The organism is Haliscomenobacter sp. (genome assembly GCF_040403615.1).
Classification (GTDB): Bacteria; Bacteroidota; Bacteroidia; order Chitinophagales; family Saprospiraceae; genus Haliscomenobacter.
The window spans coordinates 65,129-88,623 of the sequence record NZ_JBBAKG010000002.1; the positions used below are offsets into that span (position 1 = coordinate 65,129).

A 23,495-nucleotide genomic window follows, 5' to 3' on the forward strand; every position below is an offset into this window, starting at 1 on the left:
CTTTTTGGGTTTTGAATAGGAAGTCGAACGGTTCATTTCAAGTGGGCTTCCTATTCAAAAGTCTCTCAAAAAATTGGGAATTAATTTTTTGCGTCACACTATAGTGGTGAAAAAAAACGAATAAGCGAAGCTGCTTGGTAATAATTACGTTTTATTTAAATGATTTACTATTTTTAATCGATAAAATAGTACTGTAGTACTTTTTATTCTGTTCAAGTAAAAAACCACACCATGAAAAAAGGGCTTCTACTCTTCTTACTGCTCTCTGCGGCTTGTTTTTCTTTTGCCCAGAAAAAACCGCTTGTCGTATTTGTAACTGGCGACCACGAGTACAGTGGCGAACAAACCCTGCCCTTGATAGCGGCAGAGCTGGAGAAAAACTACGGTTTTCAGACCAAAGTTTTAAAAGCCACTCCAGATCAAAATTCTGAAAAAAACATTCCCGGACTGGAAAGCCTCAAAGAAGCGGATTTGGCCATCTTTTACCTGCGTTGGCGTCAATTGCCTCCAGATCAATTGGCTTTGATTGAAGACTACCTCAAATCTGGAAAACCCTTGATGGGCTTCCGTACCACTACCCACGCGTTCAATTTTCCCAAAGGAGATCCCTCCGAGCGCTGGAATGCTTTTGGTGAATTTGCCCTGAATGCACCTCCAGGATGGGGCGGCAAAGCAGCCCATACGCATTACGGCCACCAAAGTACCACCGATGTATCAATCATCGAAGCAGCAAAAAAACATCCAATTCTGAGGGGCGTTGCACCAAGCTTTCATGCGAATTCCTGGTTGTACCGCGTATTGCCAGATTATCCTACCAAGGGTTCAGAATGGTTGTTGATGGGCAAATCCGTCAATCCAGACAAAACTGCCATCGACAATCCGGTAGCCTGGACGGGAACCAACTCCTATGGTGCAAAGATTTTTACAACCACTTTAGGTCACCCCGAAGATTTTCAGGTAGAGGCTTTTCAACGCTTGATCATCAATGCCATCCATTGGGAATTGGGCGAAAAAGTGCCTAAAAAATGGAAAGGCAAAATTGACATCAATGTGCCTTACCGAGGCATTGTCAAGTAATCAGCGCTATGCACGAACCATTCGAATAATTGCAAATACTACAAACAACTCACATAATGTCTCTTCCAATCAAGCCTTTTTTTTCCATCATCATCCTGATGTTTATGGTTTTGGGTTCTTTCCGTTGGCAACAACCTGAAACGCTCGAGATTAAAGACGGCGCTCACATCTCTCTGATCGGCGGAAACCTCGGCTCAAGAATGATGAATTACGGGCATTTTGAAACCGAAATGTACGTGCGCTATCCCGAAAAGTCCTTGCTGATCCGCAACATGTGTGATGGCGGTGATACCCCCGGGTTTCGGCCGCACGCTTCCCGTTTTTCTCCCTGGGCATTTCCAGGTGCTGAAAAATTCCAAACCGAATACGCCACCAACTCCGACAGCGAAGGCCACTTCGATAGCCCGGATCAATGGCTCACGCGCCTCCAAACCGACATCATCATCGCTTTTTTTGGATACAGCGAGTCGTTTCAAGGCAAGGCTGGGTTGGAAAACTACAAAGCGGAATTGGATGCATTTATCAAGTATACCTTGAGTCAAAAATACAACGGCATTTCTGCGCCGCAATTGGCCATCGTTTCTCCAACGGCGTTTGAAGATTTGACCAGCATCTACGATTTGCCCAATGGTGAAAAAGAAAATGAAAACCTGCTGCTCTACACCAAGGCCATGAAAGAGGTCGCACAGAAAAACAAAGTACAGTTTGTCGATGCCTTTACCCCCTCAAAGCAATGGTACGCAGAAGCAGCAGATCCTTTGACCATCGATGGTGCTCAACTGAATGAAGCTGGATACAAGAAATTGGCTCTTTTGTTAACCAACGAAATTTTTGGCAACGTTGCCCCCAAAGCAGAAGCCAACCGCAACCTGATCCACGATATGGTGATGGAAAAAAACTGGATGTGGCACAACGACTACAAAGTTCCGAACGGCGTGCACGTTTATGGCCGCAGATACGACCCCTTTGGGCCGGATAACTATCCTTTCGAGATCGAAAAAATCCGCCAGATGACCACCATTCGCGACAAAGCGATTTGGTTGGCTGCGCAAAAAGGAGAGAAAATGGACATTGCAGCTGCGGATAAAACAACCCGCAGCTTGCCCGAGGTAAAAACAAATTTTAATCCCGAGAAAAACGGAAGCCTGAAATACCTCTATGGAAAAGATGCACTCGATAAATTGAAGGTACCTGCTGGCTATAAAATTGAACTCTTCGCTTCCGAAGCGGAATTTACGGATGTAGCCAATCCAGTACAAATGTCCTTCGACAACAAAGGCCGCCTCTGGGTGTCTACCATGCCCGGCTATCCGCACTACAAACCCGGTGATTCCAAGCCCAACGACAAATTGCTCATTCTGGAAGATACCAACAACGATGGCAAAGCAGACAAACAAACCGTTTTTGCCGAAGGTTTGCACCTCCCACTCGGTTTTGAATTGGCACCTGAAGGCGTATACGTCTCTCAAGGAACCAATCTGAAATTGTACACCGATACCAACGGTGACGACAAAGCCGACAAAGTTGAGATCATCTTTAGCGGATACGACGACCACGATACCCACCACAACAGCCACGCGTTTTGTGCCGATCCATCCGGTGCGATCTATTCTGGCGAAGGCGTCTTTTTGCATACCAATGTCGAAACACCATATGGCACCGTGAGGGCTACCAATGGCGGATTTTACCGCTACAGTCCGCAATTGCACAAACTGGAAAGAACCGCTCAGTTGGCCATCCCTAATCCCTGGGGCATCGCTTTTGACCACTGGGGACAACCTTTCTTTGCCGAAACTTCCAGCCCCGATGTGCGCTGGATGATGCCGGGTACTGTACTGCCCCGCTACGGTGAAGCCACCCACAAAAGTGTGCAGCTGATCGAAAAAGACCACATGGTGCGTCCTACTTCTGGCTTGGAGTTCGTCTCCAGCCGCCATTTTCCAGATGAAGTCCAAGGCGATCTGTTGCTCAACAACACCATCGGATTTTTGGGTACCAAGCAACACCAAGTCATGGATGAAGGCACAGGCTACAAGACCAAGCATCGCCAGGATTTACTGGTATCCGAAGACCGGAATTTCCGCCCGGTAGATCTGGAGTTTGCCCCGGATGGCTCACTCTATATTGTAGACTGGCACAACATCTTGATCGGCCACATGCAACACAATGCCCGTGACCCCTTGCGCGACCACGTCCATGGCCGGATTTACCGCATCACGTACCCTTCTAGACCACTGGTCACCCCTGCAAAAATTGATGGTGCCAGCATTGAGACCCTGCTGGACAATCTTAAACTGCCCGAATACCGCAGCCGCTACCGCACCAGAAGGGAACTGAGGGCCAGAAAAGCCGCGGATGTTTTGCCTAAACTGGACAAATGGCTCAGCGCCCTCGATAAAAACGACCCGCAATACGAGCATCACCAACTGGAAGGCCTGTGGGTAAGCTGGGGTTTGAACAAAGTAAACCAACCATTATTGAAGCAACTTCTGAAAGCCAAAGATTACCGGGTTAGAGCGGCAGCGGTTGAAGTCCTACGCTTTACCGGCCATCAGGTCAAAGACCAGGCGGAATTGTTGATGCAAGCAGTCAAAGACGACAACAGCCGGGTACGTCTGGATGCCATTGTTGCTGCATCCTGGATTGGCCCCGAAAAAGGCCTATCGATTCTGGAGGAGGCCAAAAAGAAACCCCTGGACGATTGGATGATCCATGCCCATGAAACCGCAGTAGCCCACTTGAGCGGCAAAGCGGTGAGCAAGAAACAGGAAGTATACAGCACCACCAACCTCAAGGGCAAAGATTTTGAACTGTTCAACCAGGGCAAGGCCATTTATGCCAAAGAGGGTTATTGTGCCACCTGCCACCAAGCCGACGGCAAAGGACTTCCCGGGTCTGGTTTTCCTCCCTTATCAGGTACCGAATGGGTAACCGGCAGCGAAGATCGACTCATCAAAATCATCCTCAAGGGTTTTATGGGCCCCATCGAAGTGAATGGCAAAAGCTACGAAGGCCAGGTTCCTATGACTCCTTTTGAAGGCTTGCTCAAAGACCAGGAAGTAGCAGCGATTGCCACCTACATCCGCAATTCTTTTGGCAACAAAGCCTCCGTGGTGCAAGCTGAAAAAGTAGCCCAAATCCGGGCGGCCTTGAAAAAGAAAAAGGATTTTTACCAAAGTAGCAAGCTGCTGAAGGAACATCCTTTGGAGAGCAAAACGGGTAAATAGGCTAAATTTTGAAACAAAACAAACAGGGTGAATATTGATTTCTAAATAACTGATTTTCATTTGATTAGAAATCAATAATCACCCTGTTTGTTTTGTTAGTTAAGACTTTACACTTGCGAACTTTTTAATAATCATTGGGCTTATGAATGCACCCACTAGAGATGTAAATAGCCCAACCATCAAATACCGATAGTCTTCTTTTTGGAGCAGACCTGAAATTTGTAGGTCTACGAGTTTAAGCACGGCATAAAATAGTAGGGTGAAAACTGGAATTTGAAACAGCAGCTTGTAAGTAAGATTTTGTGTGTTCATGATAAATAAAGAATTTGAGATGAGTGAATGACTTGTTGTAAGTCAAGACAATTTCGTTCAAGAATATTATCTTTTCCTGCTTGGTTATATCTTATCGATGCATCAGGACGAACTCAAAAATAAGCCTCAAACCGAAAAAAATCCTCAATTCTTGATCTTATGTGCTTTCATCACAACAAGTCAAATGAAATGCTTTGGTTTTGAGCAATTTAAGATTAATACCCATTTTCATTTAATTGAAATCCCTAAAGGTTAATTTCGTGTTACCCATCATTCATGGATAAAGAAAATGGAATTCGAAGTAGATCAAATGGGTTCTGAAATTTATTGCAGTAATAGGCTTTATTTTACCACAAACTAATTGCAGATAAAATAGAGGCAGTAGCTCCTTGTAGTACTGTATTCGCTGCAATTGCCGCATTTGCCCCAGGAATTGGAGCTAGTACTGCGGTTTGTATAAAACCCGTATAAGCTCCAATTGCATCACTTGCGACAATTATACTTGTTTTCTTTGTTTTAGTAGGGTCCGCTTTAGCGCTAGTACTTCCCCCATCAATATTTGTATTGTCAAAACCAATGTCTCTAAGTTCTGGGCTGAAAAAATTCTGTTTTTTGATGATTTTTTCTGATAACGCTAAGCCTCCTTGATTTTTTGACATCCAAAGTTCTGCAGAGTTTTTTGCAACACTTATTGATACTAGAACCGCGGTAAGCTCATTTTTATCTAAAATTGAATTTTTTGCTTCTTTTTCGATATTTGATAAATGCTCCACTGCTTCTTTTAGCGTGATGTTATCAAAGTCAATGGAGAAGATTTTCTTCACCCAAGAATAAGATTTATGATTATTAAATCTTGAAAGTACTTTCTCTGGAATACCTTGCCCAAAAGCTTCTGCATCGCTTTGATTCAAATTGATAAGACTTCCTTCATTTGTTACTTTTGTGTCAACATTTCTTATTACTTCATTGATTGACTTGTATTCTTTATCCGAACGTATCACTTCATAAACAATTTCATTGTGCCTTTTACCAACGTTTTCAATTTCAAGTTTGGACATTAATGCTTGACTTTTGTCATATGCCTGTTCTTTTTGGCAACCGAAAAAAAGGATTACCGAAACAATCGCGAATAAAATTACTTTCTTCATGGCTTAAAATATATTCAAAATTTTAAAATATCCTACTTCTTGATCAGGCGGTTTCGGATAGCCCGCCAACATCTTTGGAACAATTGTGCACATTGACCTCCGACGGCAGTTTTAATAAAACCATTAGCTATGGTTGGTTGATAAATCAGAAGGTTGATTATTTTCTATCCTCTGATTTATGATGTAAAAATACCCCAGTGATCCGCTCTATTCAAGGCACTTTCACACGATTTTGATCACCTCAAATTTTAATTTTTGCCCCAAAACATAGGTTTTTGACCACCCCAAATTTTACTTATCAGGCTTTCATATTAGCCTATGGCATAGCTTAAGCCCAAAGTGTTACAAGAATTGGTAAGTTCAATGCGACTTTTTTATTTTATTCCTCATGCGCTTGAATTTTTACAATTATATTTGGCAAACAAAAAACACCACAATGGAACTATCGATACACAACTGGATGCGCGCCGAAACCATCGAAAAAACGGTGGCCCGCATTGCAGCCTTAGGGTACGAAAAAATCGAGATTCAAGGTACTCCAGAAGCTTACGATACCAAATATGTTGGAAAATTGCTTAGTGACCATGGCATGTCCTGCTGGGGTTCGGTGACCCTGATGCTGGAAGACCGCAACCTGCTGGCGAAAGACAAAGCCCAGCGGGCTAAATCGGTGCAGTACGTCAAAGACGTGGTGACCATGGTCAAAGAACTCAATGGTACCATGGTATCTGTTGTACCTGCCACGGTGGGCAAAATCATCCCCGACGGTCGCCCCGATGAAGAATGGCAATGGGCAGTAGAAGGCATGCAAGAAATTTATGCATACTCCGAAAGCCTGGGGATTTTATTGGGCATCGAACCCATCAACCGTTTTGAAACCTATTTCATCAATCGTGGTGATCAGGCACTGGCTTTGGCCAAAGCAGTAGGGCCAAATTGTGGGGTTTGTCTGGATACTTTTCACATGAACATCGAAGAAGACGACATGTTTGAAGCCATTCGCCGGGCCAAAGGTAGGTTGGTAGGTTTTCATGTGGCCGACAACAACCGCATGGCACCTGGTATGGGCAAGCTGGATTGGAAAAAAATCATCGCCACCCTGCAAGAGATAGGCTACAATGAGGTGTTGTCGGTAGAGTTTTGCTCGCCTTTGGACCGTACCCCCGCCAATCCTTATCCCAATTCCATTGAAACCAATCCAGAAGGGTTGAGTCCTGAACAAAAGAAATTCCTCGAAGACCACGGCAGTTCTGCGGTTACCGAAGAATTTTATACCATGTTGACTAAAAAATCTGTAGAAACGCTAAGAGCTTTGATATGAAAATCACCAACGTTGAAGCATTTTGGCTTCGTTGTCCCATTCCCAAAGAAAAACAGCATTTTTCGGACTACGGATTGCTGACCGATTTTGACATGACCCTGGTGGTTGTCACCACTGAAAGCGGCTTGCAAGGTTTTGGCGAAGCCAAAGCTGCTGTAGGCTCTTCAGGAGTATGCGCCTCCATTGTAAGTTGCGTAGAAAATGAACTCAAACCACAACTGATCGGCAAAGATGCCCGCCATATTTCGCGCATTTGGGAACACATTTACAACGGCACTCGCGACCATTACTCCTTGTCTCGTGGGCGTAAATTCCCGATTTTAGGTCGCCGTGGCCTGACCATCTCCGCCATGAGTGGGGTCGATACGGCGCTTTGGGACTTAAAAGGCAAAGCATTGGGTGTTCCGGTAGTGGAGCTGTTGGGTGGTGCTTGTCGCGACAAAATGGAAGCCTACGCGAGCGGTGGTTGGGCCAATGCCGACAAAATCGGTGAGCAGCTCAATGGCTACATCGAAAAAGGGTTCAAAGGGGTGAAAATGCGGGTCGGCATCATGGACCAAACCGTAGCCGTCAGCGTAAAACGGGTTAAAGCAGCCCGCGAAGCCATCGGAGAGCACATCAAACTGATGACCGACGCCCACGGTACCTTCAGCGTACCCGAAGCAAAACAATTTTGTCGTGGGGTAGAAGATTGCAACTTGTACTGGTTTGAAGAACCCATCAGCCCCGACAACCGCCACGGAACCGCCGAAGTACGCGCTTCTACGGCCATCCCGATTGCCGCAGGCGAAAGCGAATACACCGCTTTTGATGTGCGGGATTTGATTGAAGTTCGGGCATTGGATGTAGTGCAACCCGATTCAGCCATCATTGGAGGCATTACTGAATCGATGCGGGTGGCGCAATTGGCGCATACCTATCAATTGGAGTTGGCGCCACATTGCTGGGGCTCAGCATTTTCGTTTATGGCGGGCGTGAATGTGGCTTTTGCTTCACCCGCAGCGGTGGTGATCGAGTTTTCTTTGGGTGGAAATCCAATGATGTACGACTTGGTGAAAGAAAAAATTACTGTGGAAAACGGCATGCTTTCTGCCCCAACCGCGCCTGGTTTGGGGCTTACGCCGAACTGGGATTTTGTGCATGAATTCAAGCAAAAAGTGTAAATATTCCGCTGAAGGCGGTAAATACCTACAACAATGGCAAAAGCAATTGGCATCAATCACGTGGCACTCGTGGTGAGCAACCTCGAAGCAGCCTGCGAATTTTACGAAAAGGAATTGGGACTTGAAGTGATCCCGGCCTTTTTATTCGACTACCCAACGGCCTTTTTCAAAATCAACGAAACCCAGCAGCTCCACCTTACCGAGTGGGAGGATGTGTTTTCCTTCCGTGGGCACGTGTGTATGCAGGTAGACGACATCAACGCCATTTTTTGGCGCATGAAAGAATTGGGGGTAATCGATACTTCTCCCTGGGGCAAAGTGCGCCAATTGCCAGATGGGCCAATTCAGATGTTTGTTCGCGATCCTTCTGGCAATTTATTGGAACTTTCCTGCAAGCCGGGTTCGGAGATTGATCCGGCCATTTTTGAAGATGAGTTGTTTCAGGCAGGGATTTATGTCTCTGGGCGCAATGATTTCCGGGGGTATAAAACCGCTGACGCCACATTGTATCACAACTGATGAAAAAAAACATTCTGCTCCTGGAGACAATTGCCGAAGAAGCCAATCAGCTTCTTTTGGATTCTGAAGACATTGTTGTACATACCGCTTTTGACGGATTACCCTCTGCTGAAATCCTCAGCAGTATTGATGCGGTCATCACCCGGGGATTGGGTCAGGTAAACCAGCAATTGCTAGATGCTTGTCCTCGGTTGCAAGTGGCCGCTCGTTGTGGCGTGGGCCTCGACAATGTAGATGTAGCCGCAGCAACACAAAGGAAAATCAAAGTGGTCAATGCCCCGGGATCCAATGCTGCTACTGTAGCCGAGCACGCCATCGCCTTGATGCTGCTGCTGCAACGCAATCTTTTTCAGGCGCTAAATGATGTCAAAAGTGGAAACTGGGCAGCCCGCAGCACCTTCAAAAGCGACGAGGTGGGGGGAAAAACTTTGGGGATTCTGGGATTGGGCAATATCGGCCTGAAAGTGGCCAAAATAGCTGAAGCCCTGGGAATGCGCATCATTTATTGGTCGCAGTCGCCCAAAAATGTGCCTTACCAATACGTCACTAAAGATGAACTATTGGCCAACTCCGACATCATTTCCATCCATGTCCCCTTGACTACCGAAACCGAAAATTTGATCAATGCGGAAGCCTTAAGCAAGGTCAAACCTTCCTGCATCCTGATCAATACGGCCCGCGGGCAAATCGTGGATAAAGCAGCGCTAGTAGCTGCACTGAATACCGGAAAGCTTGCTGGCTATGGTGCAGACATACCCACTTCTCCAGCACCTGCTGCCGACGATCCTTTAATTGTCCAACCCAAAGCGTTGATTACTGCCCATGTCAGTAGTTTGACGGCCACAACTTACCGCAACATGTGCATGAGCACAGTGAGCAACGTTTTGGCGATTCTGCGGGGACAAGCGCCGCAGCCAGGTTGTATTTTTAATTTAAAAGATCTTTAATCCATAAGCTATGAACCGTTTAGCAAAAGTAAGTTTCTACCTGTGGTTGCCCTTGATATTGTTGGGCGCGGGTTCCTATCGATTTTTTCAGCCTCTTTCTCCAGCTGAAATAAAAATCAACAACCTAAAACTGCCCACAGATTTTGTAGCGGAGCACATTTACAGCCCATCGGAAAGCCAGCAAGGCTCCTGGGTATCGATGTGTTTTGATGACAAAGGCCGAATGCTGGCCTCGGATCAATACGGCGGCATTTATCGGCTTGAAATACCTGCTATCGGTTCAAAAGACTTGACACCCAAAATCGAGAAAATAAAGCTCGAAAACGATACCCTCAACTTCGGGGCTGCTCACGGTTTGTTGTATGCCTTCAATAGCCTGTATGTGATGGTCAATAACCGCTCTGGTAAAAATCTACCCAAAGGATCGGGCTTTTACCGACTGCAAGACACTGACGGCGATGACCAATTCGACAAGTTGACGCTGCTGAAAGCCTTGGTAGGGGAGGGCGAACACGGCCCACACAGCATTAAACTTTCTCCGGGTAAAAAATCGCTGTACGTGATTTGTGGCAACTACACCGACTTGCCTCAAATGGACGCTTATAAGCTGCCCGCAACCTGGAAGTACGACAACCTTTTTCCTGAAATCAAAGACCCACGCGGACACGCCAACGACCGCAAAGAACCTGGAGGCTGGGTAGCCAATGTCAACCCAGAAGGTACAAAATGGGAGCTGATTTCAGCAGGTTACCGCAACCCATTTGATCTGGCTTTCAATGATGTAGGCGACCTCTTTGTATACGATGCAGATATGGAATGGGACTTTGGTTTGCCCTGGTACCGCCCTACCCGGATTTGCCACGCCACCAGCGGCTCTGAATTTGGCTGGAGAACAGGCGATGGCAAATGGTTTGCCAATTATCCCGACAATTTGCCCCCCGTCATCAACATCGGCCAAGGATCGCCGACTAACCTGTTGTACGCCAAGGAAGCCAAATTCCCTGCTAAATACAAACAAACCCTGCTGGCATTTGATTGGAGTTTTGGCATCATCCATGCCATTCAGCTCAAGCCTAGTGGTTCTACTTACACTGCTACCCGTGAGGAATTTTTATCAGGAGTACCACTGCCCTTGACCGATGGCGCCATTGGCCCAGATGGGGCATTGTATTTTTTAACCGGAGGCCGCAGGCTTGAGTCGGATTTGTACCGCGTGTATTACAATGGCACTGAACCTACATCCAGCGCTGAAATGACCACACTGACGGAGGAAAATAAGTTGCGCCGAAAAATAGAGACTTATCATACTCTGGGAAATGCAGAGGCAATCGAAGCAGTTTGGAGTTACCTAGGACACCCCGATCGAGACATTCGCTATGCTGCACGAATTGCAGTTGAGCATCAACCGCTCAGTTCCTGGAAGGCCAAAGCCTTGGCCGAAACCAACCCAGTGGCGCTTACCCAGGCGATGATTGCCTTGGCACGTTGTGGTACAGAAGGGGATAAAACGGCCATTTTGAAGGCCTTAAACGGGATTAATTTCAGTAAGCTTCCTTCTGGCCGTCAATTTGACGTCTTGCGGGCGTATGAATTGGTATTCACCCGAATGGGAATGCCCGAGACTGCGCTGAAAAACCAAATTACTGCCTTATTGGATGCCCGCTACCCCAGCAATTCCGATGAATTCAACAAAGCGTATTGCCGTTTGCTCGTTTTTCTGGAAGCCCCCTCGGTTTTGCCTAAAACCCTGGCTTTGATGGAGAAAAAAGAGCAACTCAGCCTCAGCGAAGGACTTGCTACAAGTTCTGAAGACCTGATTTTGCGCAACCCCCAATACGGCCTCGACATTGCCAAGATGTTGGAGAAAAGGCCTGACGCGCAACAGACGTACCTGGCCATGATGCTGGCCAAAGCCAAAGTTGGTTGGACTGATGAGATGAGGGCGCAATATTTTGCCTGGTACAAAAAAGCCTTTGCGTACCGAGGCGGCAACAGCTACGTCGGATTTATCGACAAAGCCCGGAAAATTGCGTTGGCCAACGTGCCTGCCAGTAAGAAAGAGTACTACGATAAACTTTCCGGGGGCGACTTATTAACTGTATCCGGCAATGATCTGGCCGAAGCGGATTACCCCAAAGGCCCTGGCAAAAACTACAAACTGAAAGACATGGACACTATTTTTACCGCCGAGCTTACCCAAAGGGATTTCAAGCGGGGCAAGGCGATGTTTGTAGCCACCACCTGTGCGAAGTGCCATGCCATGAAGGGCGAAGGCGGCAACATCGGCCCCGATTTGACTCAAATTGGCACCCGATTCAGCACCAAAGACATCATGGAAGCGATCATTGATCCGAATAAAACCATCTCGGATCAGTACGCCGCTACTCAATTTCAGCTCAAAAACGGCAAAAGCCTGGTGGGTAAAATTGCCAATCAGGACGGTAAATTCTACTACGTTTCACAAAACCCCTATGCGCCTGATTTTTTGGTCAAAGTCAAGAAGATGGATGTGGTTTCCAAAAATTATTCTACCGTCTCCTTGATGCTCCCCGGCTTGATCAACCCCTTGAATAAAGAGGAATTGAAGGATTTGGTGGCGTACTTGAAGACTGGTGGTGATGAGGGAAGTGGGGTTTTCAGAAAGGAGTAGGACTTTCTTATTTCCTCTGTGATGGTTCAGTATGAATGTATAGCTTCCAAAGCTTTACTTTTGCACGTTCATTTTCAACTCATCCCGTACTTATTAACCACGCTTTCAAAAAAAATCCTTTTCTTTGCGGAGAATTTCAAAATTGGGGTCAAATTTTTTGAAAAATCCTATCATAATGATCAAGATCCTTGCCAATGATGGCATCAGCCCAGACGGTCAAACACTACTTGAAGAAGCGGGTTATGAGGTAGACACTACCCGAATCCCACAAGCAGATTTACCTGGGGTAATTGGTCAGTACGATGTACTGATCGTACGCAGTGCAACCAAAGTCACGAAGGAAGTTATTGATGCAGGTACCAACCTCAAAATCATAGCACGTGGTGGAGTTGGCTTGGACAATATTGATACGGACTATGCCCGCTCCAAGGGGATCACTGTATTCAATACCCCAGCTGCGTCTTCTCAAGCGGTAGCAGAATTGGCTTTCGCACACATGTTTAGCTTGGCACGCTTTCTGCACGGATCCAACCGGGCCATGCCAGTAAGCGGCGGTACGGAGTACGACAAACTGAAAAAGAAATTCTCTGACGGTATCCAATTGCGTGGCCGTACCTTGGGTATTCTTGGCTTTGGCCGGATTGGTCAGGAGGTAGCACGCATCGGAATTGGATTGGGTATGAACGTACTTGCGGTTGATCCAATGATCGAAGAAGCTCGTATCGACATCAAACCTTACAACAGCGAATACATCACCATGGCGGTAAGTGTTCCTACAGTGGACATGGATGAATTGTTGGCTAAGTCAGATTTCATTACCCTGCACGTTCCATTTAGTGGTGGCACTCCGATCATTGGTAAAGCTCAATTCGACAAAATGAAGAAAGGCGTTACCCTGATCAATACTTCTCGTGGTGGCACAGTGGATGAAGAGGCTCTGTTGGAAGCTTTGGCCAGTGGTAAAGTAGCTGGCGCCGGATTGGATGTGTTCGACTTCGAACCTTCTCCGCGCCCAGAAATTTTGACGCATCCAAATATTTCCTTGACACCGCATATTGGTGCATCTACGCTTGAGGCTCAAGCAAATATTGGTCTGGAATTGGCAGATCGTATTTTGGCCTTCTTCGGAGACGACAAATAACAACCGTGAAGCGCGATTCACCGCGTCTTGATGATACGAATTCGAAGTAGAGACGCGATTCATCGCGTCTCTACTTGATCATTTTCATAAAGGTACCAACAAACCAGTTGGAATCCGCTTTTACCAAAGTATCCAGCGTAGAATCTGCTTTGCTGGAAAACAATTTAATCTCTTTGATCATCCTCACGAATTCCTCTGCTTCAGGGGTATTGTTTTCAACACTTGAGAGTTCGTCCAGTACCTTCAGCATGGGTTCCAGTTCTTTCTTTTTGCGTTGAATGATGATGTTTTTGACCACCGTCCACATGTCTTTCTCTGCCACAAAAAATTCTTTGCGTTCGCCAGCTTTAAGCTCTTTGAACACCAATCCCCAATCAATTAGCGCCCGCAAGTTCATGTTGGCATTGCCGCGAGAAATTTTTAGTTCATCCATGATGTCGTCGGCACTGAGGGCCTGAGGGGCGATCATCAGTAAGGCGTGGATTTGAGCCATGGTACGGTTGACACCCCAGCTAGAGCCAAAAGCTCCCCAAGATTGCAAAAATTTATCCTTTCCTTCGGGCAGGTTCATTTGTTCAATAGTTTCAAAATTTCCTGAAAGTAAATACTAAATGTAAAAAAGGATACTATTGTTTAGGATTGTTGCAAAAATGGCGTTTTTACTACTGTTGCAGGCAAGTTTTTCCCACCAATGGAAATGTAAATCTCTGTTCCGGGTGCCGCAAACTCCGTTTTTACATAACCCATACCAATAGGTTTGTTCAATGTAGGCGACTGCGACCCTGAAGTTACCTTTCCAATATTCTGTCCTTGAGCATCCAGGATTTCATAATCGTGACGCGGGATACGCCGATCCTCCAAAATAAATCCAACCAATTTCCGGCTGACCCCTTCGTTTTTTTGAGCTTCAAAAATACTTTTTCCGATAAAACTGGGCTTGGCGAGCTTGGTGATCCAGCCCAATCCTGCTTCCATTGGCGAGGTAGTATCGTCGATGTCGTTGCCATACAAACAGAATCCCATTTCTAAGCGCAAGGTATCGCGTGCTCCTAGGCCAATTGGCGCAATGTCACAGTGCTTGCCCGCTTCAAAAACGGCATCCCAAATTTCAGCAGCTTGACTGCTTTCTACATACAATTCAAACCCACCTGCTCCTGTATAACCGGTTGCAGAGACCAGTATATTGTCGAAACCAGCAAATTTTCCTTTGACAAAATTGTAGTATTTAATCCGCGACAAGTCAATACCTGTAAGCGGTTGCAGGGTTTGCAGGGCTTTGGGTCCTTGTACGGCAATCAATGCCGTTTGATCTGAGATGTTGATAACCTTGGTGTCAAATCCACGGATGAACTCTGCGGTTGGCTCCAGGTGTGCATTGACCCAATTCCAGTCCTTTTCGATATTGGAAGCATTGACTACCAACATATATGCCCGCTCACCGTCAGCACAGTTGTCTTCAGGCAGGCGATACACCAGCAAATCGTCAATGAGTCCGCCATTATCATTGGGCAAAGAAGAATATTGAGCTTGGCCAACCCCAAGTTTAGAAGCATCATTAGAAGTAATGTGCTGAATCAACTCCAGTGCTTGTTTTCCACGTACGATAAACTCCCCCATGTGCGAGACGTCGAAAACCCCAACCCCGTTGCGAACGGTTTGGTGTTCGTCTTGGATACCCGTATAGGAAATGGGCATATTGTAACCTGCGAATGGCGCCATCTTGGCCCCCAATGCAATATGTTTTTCAGTGAGTGGTGTGTTTTTCATGTTTGGGTTATTGAATGGCAATAGCAAGAGGGCCAATTGCCAACTTGGTTAGGTCAATGCCGTTATTGAATGCTGATTTTTTTGATGACATCACCGATTTGCAAATCGTTTACAACACTCATGCCATCAATTACTGTAGCGAAGATAGTGTAATTTCCATCAAGATGAGGAGCAGGGGAATGGGTGATGAAAAATTGCACACTCTCGGTATCCAGACCTGCGGAGGCCAATCCCACCATCCCTTCATTGTCGTACCGCACTGGAGCAGGTACTTCAGTGCGCAGTGTAAAATCCAGACTTCCGTAGCCATCGCCTCGAGGACAACCTCCTTGCGCAACGAAATTGGGGACTACCCGATGGAAGGTTTTGTTTTCATAATACCCTTTGCGCGCTTGCTCTACAAACATCGCAACGGAGCCAGGTGCCAACTCAGGCAACAATTGAATCCGAATGGTGCCCTTTGTCGTATTGATGATGGCCACTGGGCGTTCGCGCAGACTGGCCAGGGTTTCCCAGTTGATGGGGTGCTTTTTGGGTTCGGTTTTGGGAATGACTGGTGCAGGTTCTCCCTTCAGAAAACTGCGGGTTTTTAGAATTTCTCCATAGGTTTCTATATCTCTGGGCATTTTCAAGTTGGTAAGAACTGTATCCAAAAAACCAACCTGAGCAAAGTATTGCCCAAACTTGCGTTGAGGTACGCGCAGTGCTTCTGCTGCAATGGCCATGATACCTGCATCTTTGCTTAGCAAAGCTTGTTGGAAATAAATGGACAATTCTTTGCCGGCTTTTCGCCAACCAAGGCCAAAGAAGCGCTCAAAGTCTGGACGGGATGCAATTTTTTTCAAACCATTCCAGGCAGCACTGCGTACGACGGGGCTTTTAACCGCAACAGCCTGCTGCTGAATATAACGGTAATTCCAACCGAACTCCCCCAATGCATCCAGAAATGCAGCTCTTTCTTCTGGCGTTTGGCTGCGCTCATACCGACGGCGGCACTGAAAATTCATCATTTCGCGGTAATCAGCGTACAAAGGAGGCAAAAATCGTTGAGCAGCCGCATAGAGGTTGGCTTGTACCGACCAGATCAAGGTTGAATCTTTGGCAAGCTTCCAATAGAAAGTAGCGTCCCGACCTTGTCCATAAGTCGCCAGCGTTTTGGCGGCTGTATTGGCCACATGGGCATTCGGATCGCGGAGTGCGTTAAACAACGCTGCGCGGGTGCGTTTGTAATCCAATTTGCCCAAAGCCTGTACAATGTTAATGCGTACGCGGTAATCGGGTTCCTTGGGAAACCAATGTACTAGGGTATCAACGACGTAAGGCTTGGTGGTTTTGCCCAAACTGCTGGCCATGGCCATCCGTACAAAAGGATTTTTTTCTTTGGGTGCCAAAGGAGCCAACTGAGCAGCAAATGTATCGAGTTGTACCGCAGCTCGGGACAGGAAATACGCAGAAATGTAATGAACACGGGGAGAATACTGATTGTTGATCAGCATTTCTACCATACGTTTGGTGGCACTGCTATCAGTAATGCCCCGAAGGCCAAAACGATAAATCCCCCAGGCAAGTCCTTCTTGTAAAATGGAATCCCCAGGCTTGTAAGTGCTGACCGCACTCATTTGTTGAAGCGATTTTTTAGACCCACATTTGCCCACTGCTTCCAGTATGGCGGCATTTACCTTCATGGAAGTGCCAGTACTGTCGAAGCGGTCAAATCCACTAAGCAGAATAGCTTCGGCTGCGGTACAGCGGGTTTGTCCCAACGCGTAAGCTACCGCAAAACGCACATCAGGAGATTCATCTTTGAGTAATTCGCCCAATTGCTCAACAACAGTGCTGTCTTTGATAGAGGCAAAAGCCATCGCTGCTGCATAGCGATAAGAGGGATCAGCGTCTTTTAAAAAGACCAGTAAGCTGTCTGTATTGCGTTGATCTTGCAGTTGATAGATTTCCTGAGCAATATCATCAGCAAAAATATTTGTCCGGACAATGGATGAAGCTTTTTTTTCTTCAGGAGGAATACAATTGGTAAGTCCCCAAAGGCATAATCCAAAAATGGCCAACTGACCAATGCGAGTGTACAACTTCATTCGAAGGTTATTTTTGCGCTCCAAAGCTAATTTCTCAATTGATTTCATCACCGAATTGATCCTCTTTACCCGTTCCGGTGCTTTCTGGGGTCAAGTTCAAGCCTCCTTGGGTATATTGACTGCAATCCAGGGTGATCTTTAGGTCTCCGGGGGGGCGATAAAACCGCTTGTTGAAATCAAAATTAATTCCTTTGGCACTTTCCAATTGCCTGATGAATTCCACAAAAAATGGCTTGGCCATTTTTGCGCCTTGTCCATAAGTCGAAGATCGGAAATGGATCCAACGGTCTTCGCCACCAACCCAGGTGCCCACTACCAAATTGGGGGTCATGCCCATAAACCAGCCATCCACGAAATCATTGGTCGTTCCGGTTTTGCCGCCTACATCACTTTTAATGCCATTGATATTGGCTGCATAGCGCAGCAATTCCACCATCGCGTAATTGGGAGCGGGCTGAATGGCTTGTTCCTCCCGAACTTCAGATTCGTAAATAACTTTACCCATTTTGTCTTCGATGCGCAAAACCGTAGTAGGACGTACAAAAAGACCATTGTTGGCAAAGGTGGAAAAAGCACCCGTCATTTCCATGACGCTCAAATCGGCAGCACCTAGGCAAATTGCCGGACTTTTGGGGACGCGGTACTGACCATTAGGATAGCGCGTACTGCTGTCGATGCCCATGGCATGTACGAGCGTACGCACTGGATCGGTACTGCGCAAGAGTTTTATCAGATTGACCGATACCGAGTTTTTGGATTTGCGCAAGCCTTCCTTCAGGTTGATCAAACGCCCGGAATATTCATTGTTGAAGTTGCGGGGTGTCCAGCGGGAATACAAATTGAAATTGCCTTCTCCGGGTTCAATCGTTTGCGGCACATCGTATGCCAAGTAGCAGGGTGATAATCCATTTAGGGCTATCGCCGAAGCATATACGAAAGGCTTGAATGTAGACCCCACCTGCCGACTGATGCGAATGTGGTCGTATTGGAAGTATTTGGAGTTGATGCCACCTACCCAAGCCTTGACGTAACCACTGTTGGGGTCAACTGCCAAAATTCCCGTCTGCAAAAACATCCGGTGGTATTTGATCGAGTCAAGGGGCGACATGAAGGTGTCTTTTTCAAAATTGCGACCTGGTTCATAAGTGAATACCCGCATCCTGACCGGGCGACGGAAATCCCGTGTCACCACTGCTTGCAGGCGCCTCCATTGGTTGAGCAGCTCCGGAAAAGCAGGATGGTTCATGATCTTGCGGTACAGTGCTGCCAACGGAACGCCAATGATTTTTTGTTCGACTAGTTTTTCGAGGTACCCAGGTGCCGCATTTTCTTTTTCCATGCGATCAATTTCCCGATCGTCTTCGCTGAATACTGTTTTGCCAAATACTTCCGCTTCGATTTGGCGAGTGATGTCACCCAGGTAAAGATCGCGCAATACCTGATAGCGGTCAGTAGCCCGAACACTGTGGTCGAGGGCTGCCTGACGGGTTGCTACTCCTGGGATGTTGTTGTCCGCAGAACTTTTGTATGTCCAGGGGTCTTTGCCACGCCATTCATTCCAGAAGGCTTTCTGTAAGCTGGACATGTGCTTGATCATTGCCCTTTCGGCCAGGCGTTGTATCTCTGGATCAATGGTCGTGTATATCTTGAGGCCATCCCGGTACAAATCATAAGGCGTACCATCGGGGCGTTTGGCGCATTCCTTACTGTTCAGGATGGTTTTTAGGTCTTGACGCAATTCTTCGCGAAAATAGGTTGCGATGCCATCAATGTGGGAAGAACGCCTAAACTGAATGGCCAACTCCGTAACCCTGGCATCATTGTATCGGGTTTCGGTCAGGGCTCCATTTTTTACCATTTGACTCAAAACAATTTCCCGACGTTTTTTGCATAATTCAGGCCGTCGCAAAGGGTTGAAATATGCCGGATTTTGGAGCATTCCAATCAGCATGGCGGCCTCTTGTAGTTCCAGAGTTTTTGGCGTTTTGCTAAAATAAGTATCTGCCGCTGCTTTGATGCCATAGGCATTGTTGACAAATTCGGCCTTGTTGAGGTACATGGTCAGAATCTCTTCCTTGGTGTACTTGCGTTCCAGGCGAACAGCGATGATCCATTCTTTGAATTTTTGCATTACCCGTGACAAACCAGAACCCGGCTTAACGGTAAACAACAATTTGGCCAATTGCTGGGTAATTGTACTGGCTCCCCCCGAACTGCGGTCTCGCAGAAGGACAGTTTTGACCAAAACCCTCCCCAGTGCTTCAAAGTCGATACCCGCATGCTCGTAAAAACGCTTGTCTTCGGTGGCAATCAGCGCTTGCACCAAATAGGGAGAAAGCGAATCGTAAGTAATGGGGATGCGGTTTTCTTTGGCATAAACACCGATGGTTTCACCAGTGTCTCCAATCACTTCGGATGCTTCTTCGCTGCGTGGGTTTTCCAATTCCTTCAATGAAGGCAAATCGGTAAAACACAGGAACACAAAAAACAACAATCCAAAGAGCAAACCATACAACGTAATGCGCCACATCCATTTCACAATGTTGAGATGGGTAGGGTGCTTTGCTCCGCTAAAAAGATAATTGATAATTGTGCGCATAGATTTATGACTTTCACCACAATAGATTGGCTCCAAGGGTTCTTGTTGGAGCCAAAGATACAAATTATTTTATCCAATGTTCAACCTGCCAGCTGCTGGTAATAACGCAAACTTGCGAAAATTGTATCTGCATCAGCAGAACAGTTGATGTGTACCTGGCCGGGAGCGCCAATCAAGGAAAAATTGATCTTTTTTCCTTCGTTTTTCTTGTCATTGCCCATTAAGTGAAGGTAGGCTGCAAAATTGGCCTCGTCGAGTACTTCGTGGCCATAAATCTGGATAAAAAAGGCACTGATTTCCTCCAAATCTGCTGTACTGAGGAAGCCTTGCTGCTGCGACAACCAGGCTTCGCAAACCATCCCAATGGCAATGGCTTCGCCGTGCAGCAGCGGTTCTGAGGTTTCAAGGGCGAAGCTTTCTACAGCGTGACCAATGGTATGGCCAAAATTCAACGCTTTGCGCAGCCCTCTTTCAAACGGATCGACCTCCACCACGTGCTTTTTGATGAGCAAAGAGGGAACAATCAATTTTGGCCAATCAACGGTATCCAATTGGCTAATGCCTTTAATCGTAGCCCACTGCGCTGCATCCTGAATCAAACCGTGTTTGATGATTTCGGCAAATCCACTCCGCAACTCGCGGGTAGAAAGGGTGGTCAAAAAAGCAGGATCGATGAAGACGGCTTTGGGATTGCAAAAAACACCAATGCTGTTTTTGACCATGCCAAAATCGATGCCCAATTTGCCGCCAATGGAAGCGTCGACTTGCGAGAGTAGGGTAGTAGGCACTTGCACAAAATCAACACCTCGTTTATAAGTGCTGGCGCAAAAACCGCCCATATCCCCAATTACCCCACCACCAAGATTGATCACCAGTGCCTGGCGATCTAAGCCTACATTTAGCATTTGTTGCCAAATGTGCTGGCAAGTACCAATGTGTTTGTGTTGCTCTCCGGCAGGAATATGGATCAAATCAAACGCTTGTCCATTCAATGCCCTGATTAAGAGGGGCAAGCAATGGGTTTGGGTATTCTCATCGGCGATGACCAGAATTTGAGTGTATTTTTTTCGGGTCAGGAATTCCTGCCATCCTGTTTCAATTGGCCCTACATATATGGTGTAGTCACTGAGTGCTATGGTTTGCATCGTGAAATTTTCGTAAGAAGTTAATAATTGCCGGTTGTTGCGATTAAATTCATGCTCCAGGCCTCTGGTTTTCCTGCAAACAGCAGCTTGGTTTTACTCCAGGTGCTTTTAAAAAGCTCCGAATGTCGGTATTCATCCAACGCCTCAGGGCTTTCCCAAATGCTAAAGGTAAACATGACCTCGGGCTGCCCTTCCAGGCATAAGAGTTCCAGGTGTTGACATCCCGGAAATTGTCGAATCAGAATTTTACTGCTTTCAAAAATGGCCAAAAAATCGGCAATGCGCTCTTCCTGAAAGGTCATTTTTACCATGCGTTTGAGCATAAGGCTATCCTTTAAAGTCGATTTGAATGGTATCTTCCAATTTGAGTCCTAACATGCTACTGGCTTTGCCCATATTGATGGCCAACTCCAGGTAATCCGCAGAATTGATCAAACACAAACTTTCTCCTACCGCGACATCGTAGTAATTGCGACTCAGTTTGAGAATCGGGTCATGGCGCTTGAAATAAAGCTCGAAAGACCGATTTTTACCCACCCGCTCAAACAGCTCTTTGTTGATGTTGGAAATTGCATTTTCGTATTGGTCGATGTAAATTACGGCCCCCCTAATCCGGTTGGGACTGATCACCGGTTGAAAGGTGATGCGTTGTACCATATCCAAAACGGGCTCCGCAAATTGATCAAAGCTTTGACCTTGCATCAGGTGCCAAACCGTTTGAGCAAAGACGTCTTTGATGGGAAAAGCGCTTTCGGAGGGCACGGTCAATGAAAATACAGGTTCATCCAACTGATCAAAAAGCAGTGCGAACAAGCCATTGTCGGGCGCTATGAAAAAATGCCCAGCATGAGCCAGCCCCAAAAAACGTTGCTCCGCGCTAGCCAGGTCATTTACCCCGATGAGGTGAATGGTGCCACTCGGAAAGTTTTTCCAGGTGTTGCGCAAGATGAAAGCGGCCTGAACGATATCGTAATTGTTGATGTGGTGCGAAACATCGATAATCTGCAAATCAGGCTTGGCGCACAGTAAGGCTCCCTTGACCAGAGCTGCGTAATAATCCTGTAATCCAAAGTCGGTGGTCAATGTCACGATGCCCATTCCCAGTAAGTTTTTCTTTTTTTATCCACAAACGAGATTTTATCCGCAAACGAGTTGCGTTGAACGGCGCTAAAATCTTAATTTTACCCAAGAATCAGGTAAAGCTTGGAACAAAATTATCGTTTCAAGCCTTTGCTTGTATATCATTTGATTTTCAAACCCATTTTTGCTCATAAATAAAAACGACGGAGGGACTATTGAGCGAAATTATCTTAACCATTGAAGGCGTTGATCCTCTGGAACTTTTCGGAGAGAACAACGTAAAATTAAACCTCTTACGCAAGGCTTTTCCAGAAATTACCATTACCTCGCGGGGTAGTAATCTGAAGCTTGCCGGCGAAAAGAAGTACACACAAGCCGCTAAGGCAAAGTTTGAAGCGATGGTCAAGCTGCTCAAAGAGCAACATGAACTCACCACTCAAACTGTAGAAGATTTGCTGTTGGGCGAAAACCTCTGGGAAACACGCCTTCCGGAATCTGACAACAACCGCACCATTTTGTATACCCGCGAGGGTAAACCCATTAAGGCCAAAACCAAAAACCAGCGTAGATTGGTGGAAGCCAGCGAAACGAACGACATCGTTTTTGCCGTTGGTCCTGCGGGTACAGGTAAAACCTATACCGCTGTGGCATTGGCGGTGCGGGCACTCAAAAACCGTAAGGTCAAAAAAATCATCCTGACTCGACCTGCGGTCGAAGCGGGGGAAAACCTGGGCTTTTTACCTGGTGACTTGAAGGAAAAAATCGATCCTTACTTGCGGCCTCTTTACGATGCATTGGATGACATGATTGCTCCGGATAAACTGGCGCAGTTCATGGCCAATCGCATCATCGAGATTGCTCCCTTGGCCTTTATGCGTGGGCGGACGCTGGACAATGCCTTCATCATTCTGGACGAAGCACAAAACTGTTCTACGCTGCAGCTCAAAATGTTTTTGACCCGCTTGGGGCCCAGCGCGCAGTGTATCATCACCGGTGACTTGTCGCAAATTGACTTGCCATATAATCAAAAATCTGGCTTGTACCGCGCTTTGCACCTGTTGCGTCATGTGGATGGCATCGCTGAAGTAGAACTCAACTCGGATGACGTGGTACGACACCGCCTGGTCAAGGAAATCATCAATGCTTACGAGAAATCGGATAAAGCATTGCGGGCCAGAGCAGAAAAAGAAGCAAAAGAAAACGGGACATTTGAAGAAGAGTAGGGTAAGCCCTACGTGGCTTGCCTCATGTAACAAGCCCTACGTGGCTTGCCTCATGTAACAAGCCCTACGTGGCTTGCTACACAGGA

17 protein-coding genes are annotated in these 23,495 nt (G+C 46.6%); 9 read left to right on the forward strand and 8 right to left on the reverse strand.

Going from position 1 to position 23,495, the window contains the following annotated elements; all coding sequences use genetic code 11:
• Positions 1 to 231: 231 nt before the first annotated feature.
• Together ABW391_RS01315 and ABW391_RS01320 are read left to right on the forward strand one after the other, a co-directional pair.
• A complete protein-coding gene (locus ABW391_RS01315) occupies positions 232 to 1,077 on the forward strand; it encodes a ThuA domain-containing protein (protein WP_353480003.1) in 846 nt (281 codons plus the stop codon).
• Positions 1,078 to 1,133: 56 nt separating this feature from the next.
• The gene (locus ABW391_RS01320; protein ID WP_353480004.1) at positions 1,134 to 4,304 is read left to right on the forward strand and encodes a PVC-type heme-binding CxxCH protein; all 3,171 of its coding nucleotides are present in this window, start codon (positions 1,134 to 1,136) and stop codon (positions 4,302 to 4,304) included.
• A gap of 659 nt (positions 4,305 to 4,963) precedes the next feature.
• Here ABW391_RS01320 and ABW391_RS01325 read toward each other — a convergent pair.
• Positions 4,964 to 5,764: a hypothetical protein gene (locus tag ABW391_RS01325; RefSeq protein WP_353480005.1), complete on the reverse strand. Its 801-nt coding sequence runs from the start codon at positions 5,762 to 5,764 to the stop codon at positions 4,964 to 4,966.
• Positions 5,765 to 6,200: 436 nt separating this feature from the next.
• Here ABW391_RS01325 and ABW391_RS01330 point away from each other — a divergent pair, with 436 nt between their 5' ends.
• From ABW391_RS01330 to ABW391_RS01355, 6 genes are all read left to right on the forward strand, one after another.
• The gene (locus ABW391_RS01330; protein WP_353480006.1) at positions 6,201 to 7,085 is read left to right on the forward strand and encodes a sugar phosphate isomerase/epimerase family protein; all 885 of its coding nucleotides are present in this window, start codon (positions 6,201 to 6,203) and stop codon (positions 7,083 to 7,085) included.
• Complete coding sequence (locus ABW391_RS01335; RefSeq protein WP_353480007.1) at positions 7,082 to 8,248, forward strand: mandelate racemase/muconate lactonizing enzyme family protein; 1,167 nt, start codon at positions 7,082 to 7,084, stop codon at positions 8,246 to 8,248. The genes ABW391_RS01330 and ABW391_RS01335 overlap by 4 nt, the downstream gene beginning before the upstream one ends.
• A 33-nt stretch (positions 8,249 to 8,281) precedes the next feature.
• Complete coding sequence (locus tag ABW391_RS01340) at positions 8,282 to 8,767, forward strand: VOC family protein (RefSeq protein WP_353480008.1); 486 nt, start codon at positions 8,282 to 8,284, stop codon at positions 8,765 to 8,767.
• Complete coding sequence (locus ABW391_RS01345; RefSeq protein WP_353480009.1) at positions 8,767 to 9,714, forward strand: 2-hydroxyacid dehydrogenase; 948 nt, start codon at positions 8,767 to 8,769, stop codon at positions 9,712 to 9,714. Before ABW391_RS01340 ends, ABW391_RS01345 begins: the two co-directional genes overlap by 1 nt.
• 10 nt (positions 9,715 to 9,724) lie before the next feature.
• Positions 9,725 to 12,364 (forward strand): c-type cytochrome, encoded by a 2,640-nt coding sequence (locus ABW391_RS01350; protein ID WP_353480010.1) that lies wholly within the window; start codon positions 9,725 to 9,727, stop codon positions 12,362 to 12,364.
• A 175-nt stretch (positions 12,365 to 12,539) separates the two neighbouring features.
• Positions 12,540 to 13,505 (forward strand): D-2-hydroxyacid dehydrogenase, encoded by a 966-nt coding sequence (locus ABW391_RS01355; RefSeq protein WP_353480011.1) that lies wholly within the window; start codon positions 12,540 to 12,542, stop codon positions 13,503 to 13,505.
• 70 nt (positions 13,506 to 13,575) lie between these two features.
• Here ABW391_RS01355 and ABW391_RS01360 read toward each other — a convergent pair whose 3' ends face one another.
• The 7 genes from ABW391_RS01360 to ABW391_RS01390 all read right to left on the reverse strand — a co-directional run bounded on the left by ABW391_RS01360 (position 13,576) and on the right by ABW391_RS01390 (position 22,204).
• On the reverse strand, positions 13,576 to 14,076 hold the full coding sequence (locus tag ABW391_RS01360) for a GbsR/MarR family transcriptional regulator (RefSeq protein WP_353480012.1): 501 nt from the start codon (positions 14,074 to 14,076) through the stop codon (positions 13,576 to 13,578).
• 62 nt (positions 14,077 to 14,138) lie between these two features.
• A complete protein-coding gene (gcvT, locus tag ABW391_RS01365) occupies positions 14,139 to 15,272 on the reverse strand; it encodes a glycine cleavage system aminomethyltransferase GcvT (RefSeq protein ID WP_353480013.1) in 1,134 nt (377 codons plus the stop codon).
• Positions 15,273 to 15,334: 62 nt separating this feature from the next.
• A complete protein-coding gene (locus tag ABW391_RS01370) occupies positions 15,335 to 17,362 on the reverse strand; it encodes a HEAT repeat domain-containing protein (RefSeq protein WP_353480014.1) in 2,028 nt (675 codons plus the stop codon).
• A gap of 34 nt (positions 17,363 to 17,396) precedes the next feature.
• Entirely contained in the window at positions 17,397 to 19,961 is a 2,565-nt protein-coding gene (locus ABW391_RS01375) for a transglycosylase domain-containing protein (protein ID WP_353480015.1), read from the reverse strand.
• Positions 19,962 to 20,041: 80 nt separating this feature from the next.
• Complete coding sequence (aroB, locus tag ABW391_RS01380) at positions 20,042 to 21,106, reverse strand: 3-dehydroquinate synthase (RefSeq protein WP_353480016.1); 1,065 nt, start codon at positions 21,104 to 21,106, stop codon at positions 20,042 to 20,044.
• A gap of 20 nt (positions 21,107 to 21,126) precedes the next feature.
• The gene (locus tag ABW391_RS01385) at positions 21,127 to 21,429 is read right to left on the reverse strand and encodes a putative quinol monooxygenase (RefSeq protein ID WP_353480017.1); all 303 of its coding nucleotides are present in this window, start codon (positions 21,427 to 21,429) and stop codon (positions 21,127 to 21,129) included.
• A gap of 4 nt (positions 21,430 to 21,433) precedes the next feature.
• Positions 21,434 to 22,204, reverse strand: a complete 771-nt coding sequence (locus ABW391_RS01390) for an SAM hydrolase/SAM-dependent halogenase family protein (RefSeq protein ID WP_353480018.1) — start codon at positions 22,202 to 22,204, stop codon at positions 21,434 to 21,436.
• A 197-nt stretch (positions 22,205 to 22,401) separates the two neighbouring features.
• Between ABW391_RS01390 and ABW391_RS01395 the strand changes: the two genes are divergently transcribed.
• Positions 22,402 to 23,409 (forward strand): PhoH family protein, encoded by a 1,008-nt coding sequence (locus tag ABW391_RS01395; RefSeq protein ID WP_353480019.1) that lies wholly within the window; start codon positions 22,402 to 22,404, stop codon positions 23,407 to 23,409.
• Positions 23,410 to 23,495 lie beyond the last annotated feature (86 nt).